This is a genomic window from Pseudomonas sp. RW407 (assembly GCF_003176655.1).
In the GTDB taxonomy this organism is placed as follows: domain Bacteria; phylum Pseudomonadota; class Gammaproteobacteria; order Pseudomonadales; family Pseudomonadaceae; genus Pseudomonas; species Pseudomonas delhiensis.
This window is the reverse complement of sequence record NZ_QGSL01000029.1, coordinates 488,270-489,310: the sequence shown is the minus strand read 5'-3', so window position 1 is coordinate 489,310 and position 1,041 is coordinate 488,270. Positions and strand designations below refer to the sequence as shown.

Annotated in this window: 2 protein-coding genes; both read right to left on the bottom strand. The window is 62.9% G+C overall.

The annotated features are described in order from the left end of the window. Positions 1 to 791 (bottom strand): glucose-1-phosphate thymidylyltransferase RfbA (gene rfbA / locus DK254_RS34460; protein WP_218281388.1); only part of this gene is annotated, 791 nt, incomplete at its 3' end. Positions 792 to 839: 48 nt separating this feature from the next. Then, the coding region (locus tag DK254_RS03090) for a GDP-mannose 4,6-dehydratase (protein ID WP_177412020.1) at positions 840 to 1,041 on the bottom strand (202 nt) is incomplete at its 5' end.

Sequence of the window (1,041 nt, the reverse complement as noted above, 5' to 3'; positions counted from 1 at the left end):
CTGATCCACTTCTGGCGGAAGGCGATCTCTTCGGGGCAGGCGACCTTCAGGCCCTGGCGGTTTTCCAGGGTGGCGATGAAGTGGCTGGCCTCCAGCAGGGAGTCGTGGGTGCCGGTGTCCAGCCAGGCGTAGCCGCGGCCCATGATCTCCACGGAAAGCTTGCCCGCTTCCAGGTAGGCCTTGTTGACGTCGGTGATCTCCAGTTCGCCGCGGGCGGAGGGCTTGATGCTCTTGGCGATGTCGACCACCTGGTTGTCGTAGAAGTACAGGCCGGTCACCGCGTAGCTGGACTTCGGCTTGGCCGGTTTCTCCTCGAGGCTGATGGCCTTGCCATCGGCATCGAACTCGACCACGCCGTAACGTTCCGGATCATGCACGTGATAGGCGAACACGCTGGCACAAGCATCGCGCTGCATGGCGTTGACCAGCAGTTCCTGGAAGTCGTGGCCATGGTAGATGTTGTCACCCAGCACTAGCGCGCAGAGGTCGTTGCCGATGAACTCTTCGCCGATCAGGAATGCCTGGGCCAGGCCGTCCGGGGACAGTTGCACGGCGTACTGCAGGTTCAGGCCCCACTGGCTGCCGTCGCCGAGCAGTTGCTCGAAGCGCGGGGTGTCCTGCGGGGTGGAGATGATCAGGATGTCGCGGATGCCCGCCAGCATCAGGGTGCTGAGCGGGTAGTAGATCATCGGCTTGTCGTAGACCGGCAGCAGCTGCTTGGAGATGGCCAGGGTCGCCGGATGGAGGCGGGTGCCGGAGCCGCCGGCGAGGATGATTCCTTTGCGTTTCATGTCGCTATCTGATCCGTCAGTTTCTAATTCGAGGTAGAGAGGCGTGGCTTATGCGTACTGCTTACCTACCCATTCACGGTATGCGCCGCTGGTGACGTTGTTCACCCAGTCCTGGTTGTCCAGGTACCAGCGCACGGTCTTGCGGATGCCGGTCTCGAAGGTTTCCGCCGGCTTCCAGCCCAGCTCGCGCTCGAGGCGGGTGGCGTCGATGGCGTAGCGGCGGTCGTGACCGGGGCGATCTTTGACGAAG